This is a genomic window from Actinomadura sp. KC216, from assembly GCF_004348535.1.
In the GTDB taxonomy this organism is placed as follows: Bacteria; Actinomycetota; Actinomycetes; order Streptosporangiales; family Streptosporangiaceae; genus Spirillospora.
The window spans coordinates 1-7,247 of record NZ_SMJX01000385.1; the positions used below are offsets into that span (position 1 = coordinate 1).

The window sequence follows — 7,247 nt, forward strand, 5'->3', positions numbered from 1 at the left end:
GGGCCGGGAGGGCCAGGGTGGGGACGACCGTGATGCCCAGCCCGGCCGCGACCAGGCCGAGACGCGTCGACCAGCTGCGCGCGGTGCGGGCGATCCGGGGGCTGGACAGGGTCGGCCAGGCACCGAACTGCGGATCGCCGGACGCGCCGTCCCCCGCGATCCACTGCTCCTGGGCGAGGTCCGCCACGGTGACCGTTGCGTGGCCCGCGAACCTGTGCGAGTCCGGGACCGCGACGAAGAGATCGCCTTGGAGGATCGTGGTCTGCCGGAGTCCGCTCAGGTCGTAGTCCGGAAGGCCGTGGCCGACCCCGATGACGGCCACCTCAAGCCGCCCCGCCCGCAGCCGCCGGAGCAGTGCGGGCGTCGAGGTCTCGTCCAGGATCACGGCGAGCCCCGGATGGCCGGACGCCACCCGCGCGATGGCCCGCGGCACCAGCGCCATCGCGGCGGTGGGATAGGCGCCGACGGTGAGGCGGCCCGCGAGCCGGTCACGCAGGCCGGCGAGTTCCAGCTCGGTCGCGGCCAGGTCGGCGAGGATCTCCGTCGCGCGCCGGACGAGCACCTGCCCCGCCGGGGTGAGCGCCACGCCCCGCCGGCCGCGGTCGAAGATCGGCGCTCCGGCCGCCTCCTCCATGGCCGCGACCTGGCGGGAGACGGCCGACTGCGTGTAGCCGAGCGACTCGGCGGCCCGTGTGAAGGATCCGGTGGCGGCGACCTGGTGAACGATGCGCAGGCCAGTGAGGGTGAACTCGGCCATGCCCGGACGCTACCATGCGCATCCGTCATGGAAACGGTGCCAAACCATCGTTGGACAACATGGCTAGCGGCGGGCAGCCTGGGTGACATGACGACACAGCGATTCACCAGGGACGAACTCGTGGCGCGCCTGGTCCGCGCCGGTGAGCTGGAAGTGTCGGGTGAGGATCCGGCCGAGGCCGCGTCGTACTTCGACACGGAAAGGTTCCGCTTCCACGGTCCGGACGGTTTCGAGTCCGGCTTCGACGGCCTCAACGACTACTTCGCGGCGGTGCGGGAGGCGTTCGGCGACCGGTCGATCCGGCGCGGGATCGTGGTGGCCGAAGGCGACCACCTGGCCTGCCAGACCTGGATCGAAGGCACCTTCGTCCGCGCGTTCACCCGGTCGCCGGCGGGCACGCTGCCGCCCAACGGCGAACGCGTCGTCTTCGACCTGATCAACATTTTCCGCTTCGACGGCCAGGGCCGCATCATCGAAGAATGGGTGCGCACGGACAACCGCTCCCTCCTCCGCCAACTGGGCGCCGAAGCCGCCTAGGCCGTCCCGCGAAGCGGACCGGTCGCGTCGTGCGCGGCTCACCCGCTCATGCTGGACGGGACGCTTCCCGGGCGATCGAGTCGATGAGCCCCTGCGGGTCTTCGAGGATCTCGATCGTGGCCTGGTCGACCAGGAAGTACTGGCCGCCGTCCTCGCGGGGGTTGGTGTAGGCGGCGGTCGCGACGAGCCGGTGGAAGTCCGCGACCACCGCGATCGGGTAGCCCTGGTCGAAGACCTGGCCGTGCGCGGCCGTGGCGACCGTCCCGGCCTCGTACCAGGTGAGGAAGTACTGCCCCGGCCCGATCTTGAAGACGCGCAGCGTCGGCTCCGTCTGCTGCACACCGGTGAAGTCGCCGGACATGCCGGTCCACACCATGGTCGACTCGTCCGCGTAGTGCTGTTGCAGCACGTTGCCGGATCCGTAGTGGAAGTTGGCGCGCATGCCGACGAGGTCGGTGCTGACGGGATGCGTGCCGGGCGTGGGGAAGAAGCGCATGTCGAGGTCCATGCGGCGCCTCCTAGGCGTGGTAGCGGGACCGTAGGTCGTTTGCGACCAAACAATATCGGGTCGGCGGGTCTCGACGAAGGTGTCGGTGACCCTGGCCTGGAGGCAAATGGTGGAGGACGTCCCACCGACCGGTCCGGCCGTTTGTCCCCGGCCGGGGTTACGGTGGCCAGGTGCAGGGGACGGCGCGGCCGGGCGGCCCGTCCGAGACGGCCACCAGGAACCTGGCCGAGACCCGATTGAGGAGCAGCCATGGCGGAGCGGGAGCCGGAACCGGAGCCGGTCGCCGAGCGACTGTCCAGCCCGAGCGGCAGCCCGCTGACGTCCCTCACCTGGCTCGACGCCCGGACGCGGATCGCCGAAGGCGAGGACTACCTGGTGGCAACGTCCGGTCCGAACGGGCGCGTGCACGTCGTTCCGGTGCTGGCCGTCTGGCTGGACGGCGCCGTTTGCTTCAACACCGGCCGTGATGCGCGCAAGGCCCGCTACCTCGCGCACAACGACAGCTGCGCCGTCACCGTGCCGGGTCCGGATGTCGACCTGGTGGTCGAAGGAACCGCGCACATCATGCGGGACGCCGGCCGTCTGCAACGCGTCGCGGAGCTGTTCCCGACCAAATATCCGTGGTGGCATCCGTTCGTCCAGGACGGTGAGTTCCACGCCCCCGGCGACGCCGATCCCCGGCACGTCTTCGCGGTCAAGCCGGCAGTGGTCTTCGCGTTCGGCAAGGAGAAGGGCTTCAGCGCAACCCGCTGGCGCTTCTGACCAAGCCCGCCGCCCAGGGACGGCACAGAACGCGCCGCTAGGGACGGGACGGCACGGACGTCCACCAGGCATATCGGCCGGGTGGCGGGAAAGTGTCGGCTTGTGGGCGTGGTGCGCCGCGGAGCCTCCTGAGACCGTGGTCAACCTGGTCGGACGGAATCGTACGGACACGGGAGGTCGCGGTGCAGCGGAGGTCGGCAGGGGCGCGGGTTCGCCGGTTGCGGGAGCGGCGCGCGCTCACCCAGGAGCAACTGGCCGAGGCGGCGGGTGTCGCCGTCCGCACCGTCCAGCGCGCGGAGGACGGGTCGATGTCGGCCGAGACGGTGACGGCCCTGGCCGCCGCGCTGGAGGTGCCGGTCGAGACGCTCACCGCCGCCGGGGAGAACGGCGGCTACCCGCAGGTCACGCCGATGCTGTACTACGCGGACGTCCGCAGCCTGGACTGGCTGGTGCGGGTATTCGGCCTGACCGAGCGGATGCGGTACGTCGCCCCGGACGGGCGGATCGAGCACGCCGAGCTGTGCCTGGGCGAGGGAGTCGTCATGGCCATCGGCCCGTCCGAGGCGGGCGCCTCGACGACGCCCGCGGCGCTGGGCGGAGCGTCCACGCAGGGCCTCTACGTGATGGTCGATGACGTCGACAAGCATTACGAGCACGCCCGCGAGCACGGCGCCGAGATCATCACCGGGCCGGAGAACGCGCACGGGCACCGCCGCTACCTGGCCGCCGACCCGGAGGGCCATCACTGGCAGTTCTGGTCGGCCCTGCCATAACCCGCGCGGTCAGGGGCACGCGGCGATGAGAACTGTCGGGGGCCGCTGGTAGACCTGGTGGGGTGACTGTCGAGGAGTTCTTGGACGTCGTCCTGGGGTTGCCGGAGGTGGCCCAGACCGACGGACATCCGGAGCTGACCGGATTCCGCGTGCGCGGGAAGGGCTTCTGCTACCTCAACGAGGCCGACGAGACCATCATGCTCAAGGCCACGCGCGAGGAGCAGGAGGCCCTCGTCGCCGAGGCCCCGGAGGTCTATTCGCCGTCCTGGGCGGGCGGACGTTTCGCCTGGGTCGAGATCCGGCTGGCGAGGGTCGACCCCGTCGAACTGGCCGAACTCGTCACCGAGGGCTGGCGGCTGTCGGCCCCGAAGCGCCTGGCCGGAACGCTGCGGCAAGCGCCGCCGCCCGCACCAGATCAGGCGTAGAGGCCGCGGGGCCCCGCATGACGTTGTGCGCCGCCTATTCGCGGTGGGTGACGCGGATTTTGGATTGGCCGTGCGGGAGTTCTTCCCAGTCGTCCATGAAGCGGGCGGCGAAGCCGTGCCGCTCGGCGAGGGAGATCAGCGTTTCGGTGCGGTAGTAGAAGTCCTCGCGGAGGACCTGATGTTCGGGCCCCTCGGTGCGGTCGAAGGTGAAATCGAAGAAGCCGTCGGGTGCGAGGACGCGGCCGACGTTGGCGAGGCATTCGTCGATCACCTCGATGGGCGAGTGGCTGAACACGCTATGCGCGTGGACGACGGAGAAGTGCTTGGACGGGAGGAACCGCAGCTTCAGGTCGTTGACCAGCGTCAGGTGCGGAAGTTTCTCGCGCAGTTCCTGACGGACGAGCGTGTTCTGCGCGGCGAGCAGGATGTCCGGCGAGATGTCGATGCCGTAGTAGTTCCCGGCGTCGAGGTAGTCGATGAAGCGCCATCCGGCCCGCAGGTTGCCGCAGCCGATCTCCAGGACCCGGTCGTCCGGTTTGAGCCCGTGTTTGCGCAGGTAGTCGAACTGCATCTGGCCGAGCGCGAGCCAGCGTTCGTGGCTGCGGCTCCCGACCGCGGCCTCCGGGTTCTTCGCCGTGTCGGATCTCATCACGGCCCGGTAGTAGGCGACGTGGTCGCGGCTGGACAGCCGGAACTTGAGGTCCCTGGCCACTCTTGCCAGGTATGACCTGATCCGGTCCGGGTTCTGCGCGGCATAACGCAGTTTGTACGTCAGGCTGGCTCGGTTTCTGCGGGTCGGTGGGAGCGGTTCGGTCATCGGTCTCGTCCCCTGGTGCGCACTCCGCGGGCCGGTCCGTCGCCCGCTCCATGTCCGGCCCTCGACGGGAGGGAACCGGCTGGAAGGGCCCCTACCCAGCCCCCCAGCCGATAAGCCGCCGTCCCGCAGAGCCCGGCAGACCGCCGCGCGGCGCCGCGGTCGCCGCCGCCTGCCTCGGGTCAGTTATGCGTCCGATGAGTTTCGCCTCATCCGATCGTCTGCATAGTGACAGCATCCCCTTCCACCGAGATCACGAGGAGTGTGCGCACGATGGTCGACGAGAACGTGAGCGCCACCCTGGTGTTCACCGTGCCCGCCGCGAGGGTGTTCGCCGTGCTGGCGGACCCGACGACGCATGCTTCGATCGACGGCACCGGCTGGGTTCAGGAATCCGCCGACCAGGCGCCGCTGACCGAGGTGGAACAGATATTCCGGATGGACATGTTTCACCCGGACCACCCCAACGGCGGCTACCGGACGGCAAACAAGGTCCACGTGCTCGACCCGCCGCGCGCCATCGGCTGGATGACGGGGACGGAGGACGACGACGGCCGTCTGGAGTTCGGCGGCTGGTTCTGGCGCTACGACCTCGCACCGCTCGGCCCGTCCGAGACCGAGGTCACGCTGACCTACGACTGGTCGGCGGTGCCACCGTCCATCCGCGAGTACCTCACGTTCCCGCCCTTCGGTCCCGATCACCTCATCGACTCGCTGCACCACCTGGCCGAGCTGAGCGCCGCCTCGAGACGCTAGAGGCGCAGGTCAGCGGCGGCATAGTCGGCGAAGCGGGCGTCGACCTGCTCGGCGGTCAGCCCGAAGTCTTCCAGCGAGTACCGGTGCGCGGGTTTCGCTGCTCCGGTGGCGCTCTCGTGGTGCAGATCCGTCATCGCCGTCCGGGCGGCGTCACTGAACGGCAGCCCGAAATGGCGGTAGACGGCCTCCACCGTCCCGATCGGATCGCGGACGAAGTCGTCGTAGTGCACGTCCGCGAACTGCGCCGGGTCATGCCGGGCCCGCTCGCCGCGGAACCGGTCGAGGCCGCGGCTCCACAGGTCGAGCTGGTCGCGGCCGATGGTCGCGCCGGTGAACACGTCCGACCAGCCCGCGGTCGCGTGCGCGGCGAGGCTGCACATGGACGCCATCGCGGTGCGCGGCGCCCGGTGCGTCTGGACGATCAGCGCGTCAGGATAGACGTCCAGCAGCGCGTCCAGGGCGAACAGGTGGCTGGGGTTCTTCAGCACCCAGCGCCGTCCAGCATCGTTCAGGCCGATGAGCTGGAGGTTGCGGCGATGCCTGCGGTAGGCGCGCGTCCAGTCCTGCCCGTCGAGCCAGGACGAGTAGGCCGGCACGTGCGCCAGGCACTCGAACGAGATCGACTGCATGCTCTGCCGCAGGAGTTGCCAGCACTCCTCGACCGTGTCCGCCGAGATGTAGTGGACGCCCATGAACTCGGGGTTCTCGACGTGATGCCGGCGGTATCCGGCGTCGATCGCCTGGAAGACCGGGTCGTCCGCCCAGGTCTCGCGCGGTGGACGCGGCTGCGGCACCTCGGCCAGCCAGAGGTCGAGGCCCTGGTGGGCGGGATCGGCGGTGAGCAGCCGGTGCAGCGCGGTCGTGCCGGTGCGCGGCAGCCCGGTGACGAAGATCGGACGCTCGACGGGGACGCCGGCGTGCCCGGGATGCCGCCGCCACGCCGCCTCGGAGAACTGCCGGGCGACCAGCGCGCCGCGCAGCATCGCGCGCTGCGCCTTGTTGCCGAGCGGCGTCAGCCCGGCGTCCTCGGCATAGGATTCCAGCAGGACCTTCAACCCGGCCAGGTACGCGTCGTCGCCGAAGTCGTCCAGGCCGGTGATCCTGGCGGCGGAGGCATGGAGATCCTCGACCGTGCCGACGCTGCCGCGTCCTGTGCTCATCGGTGGCCTTCCGGGGATGCGGTCGGTACTCAGTGGTGCCATTCGCCGGAATTGACGTCCAGGCATTGGCCGGTGATCGCGCGGGCCAGCGGCGACAGCATGAACACCACGGCGTCGGCGACCTCGTCCGGCTCGGGCAGCCTGCGCAGATCGGTGGTCGCGGCGTTCTCGTCGTACACCTGCTGGGCCGGGACGCCCCGCTTCTTGGCGAGGTGGGCGAAATACCACTTCAGGTTGTCGGCCCAGATGTATCCGGGCGCGATCGTGTTGACGCGGACACCGCGCGGCCCCAGCTCCGTCGACAGGTTCTGCGCCATCGCGAGCAGCGCCGCCTTGGCCATCTTGTAGGCACCGAACGTCCGCCGCGAGTGCCGCAGCACCGCGGAGTTGATCATGACGACGGAGCCGCGGGACTCTTCGAGATCGGGGGCGAACAGGCGGGTGAGGCGCAGCGCGGCCAGCACGTTCGTCTCGAAACCGGCCCGCACCGCGTCGAGGTCGACCTTCGTGAGGTCGGTCAGCGGCGGCGTCGCGAACGCGTTGTTGACCAGGCCGTCCACGCGTCCGAAGGCGTCGCGGGTCACGTCCGCCAAGCGCTCGCAAGCCGCCGGGTCGGTGATGTCGGTCGGGACCGTGACGGCCCGCCGCCCGATGCCCTCGACCTCCTCGGCGACTCCGGCGAGCCGGCTCTCCTTGCGCGCGGCGAGGACGACGTCCGCCCCCGCCTTGGCGCACTGAATCGCCAGCCCCCGCCC

At 70.2% G+C, this 7,247-nt stretch carries 10 protein-coding genes; 5 read left to right on the top strand and 5 right to left on the bottom strand.

The window, feature by feature from the left end:
* The coding region (locus tag E1264_RS37740; protein WP_132181549.1) for a LysR family transcriptional regulator at window positions 1-757 on the bottom strand (757 nt) is incomplete at its 3' end.
* 87 nt (window positions 758-844) lie between these two features.
* Here E1264_RS37740 and E1264_RS37745 point away from each other — a divergent pair.
* Entirely contained in the window at window positions 845-1,294 is a 450-nt protein-coding gene (locus E1264_RS37745; RefSeq protein ID WP_132181551.1) for an ester cyclase, read from the top strand.
* Between the two features lie 46 nt (window positions 1,295-1,340).
* Here the strand turns inward: E1264_RS37745 and E1264_RS37750 are convergent, their stop codons facing one another.
* On the bottom strand, window positions 1,341-1,802 hold the full coding sequence (locus E1264_RS37750; protein ID WP_132181553.1) for a MoaF C-terminal domain-containing protein: 462 nt from the start codon (window positions 1,800-1,802) through the stop codon (window positions 1,341-1,343).
* A 249-nt stretch (window positions 1,803-2,051) separates the two neighbouring features.
* Here E1264_RS37750 and E1264_RS37755 point away from each other — a divergent pair, with 249 nt between their 5' ends.
* From E1264_RS37755 to E1264_RS37765, 3 genes are all read left to right on the top strand, one after another.
* Entirely contained in the window at window positions 2,052-2,564 is a 513-nt protein-coding gene (locus E1264_RS37755) for a pyridoxamine 5'-phosphate oxidase family protein (RefSeq protein WP_132181555.1), read from the top strand.
* A 182-nt stretch (window positions 2,565-2,746) separates the two neighbouring features.
* Window positions 2,747-3,337 carry a VOC family protein gene (locus E1264_RS37760; RefSeq protein ID WP_165964584.1) on the top strand — a complete coding sequence of 197 codons (591 nt, stop codon included), beginning with the start codon at window positions 2,747-2,749 and terminating at the stop codon, window positions 3,335-3,337.
* Between the two features lie 62 nt (window positions 3,338-3,399).
* Window positions 3,400-3,762, top strand: a complete 363-nt coding sequence (locus E1264_RS37765; RefSeq protein ID WP_132181559.1) for an MmcQ/YjbR family DNA-binding protein — start codon at window positions 3,400-3,402, stop codon at window positions 3,760-3,762.
* A gap of 34 nt (window positions 3,763-3,796) precedes the next feature.
* Here the strand turns inward: E1264_RS37765 and E1264_RS37770 are convergent, their stop codons facing one another.
* On the bottom strand, window positions 3,797-4,579 hold the full coding sequence (locus tag E1264_RS37770; RefSeq protein WP_132181561.1) for a class I SAM-dependent methyltransferase: 783 nt from the start codon (window positions 4,577-4,579) through the stop codon (window positions 3,797-3,799).
* Window positions 4,580-4,849: 270 nt separating this feature from the next.
* On the opposite strand from E1264_RS37770, the gene E1264_RS37775 reads away from it, so the two are divergent.
* Entirely contained in the window at window positions 4,850-5,332 is a 483-nt protein-coding gene (locus tag E1264_RS37775; RefSeq protein ID WP_207936779.1) for a hypothetical protein, read from the top strand.
* Here E1264_RS37775 and E1264_RS37780 read toward each other — a convergent pair.
* The gene (locus tag E1264_RS37780; protein WP_132181565.1) at window positions 5,329-6,492 is read right to left on the bottom strand and encodes a sulfotransferase; all 1,164 of its coding nucleotides are present in this window, start codon (window positions 6,490-6,492) and stop codon (window positions 5,329-5,331) included. The two genes, E1264_RS37775 and E1264_RS37780, sit on opposite strands and share 4 nt — an antisense overlap.
* A 29-nt stretch (window positions 6,493-6,521) precedes the next feature.
* Window positions 6,522-7,247: SDR family oxidoreductase (locus E1264_RS37785; protein ID WP_132181567.1), on the bottom strand; the 726-nt coding region annotated here is incomplete at its 5' end.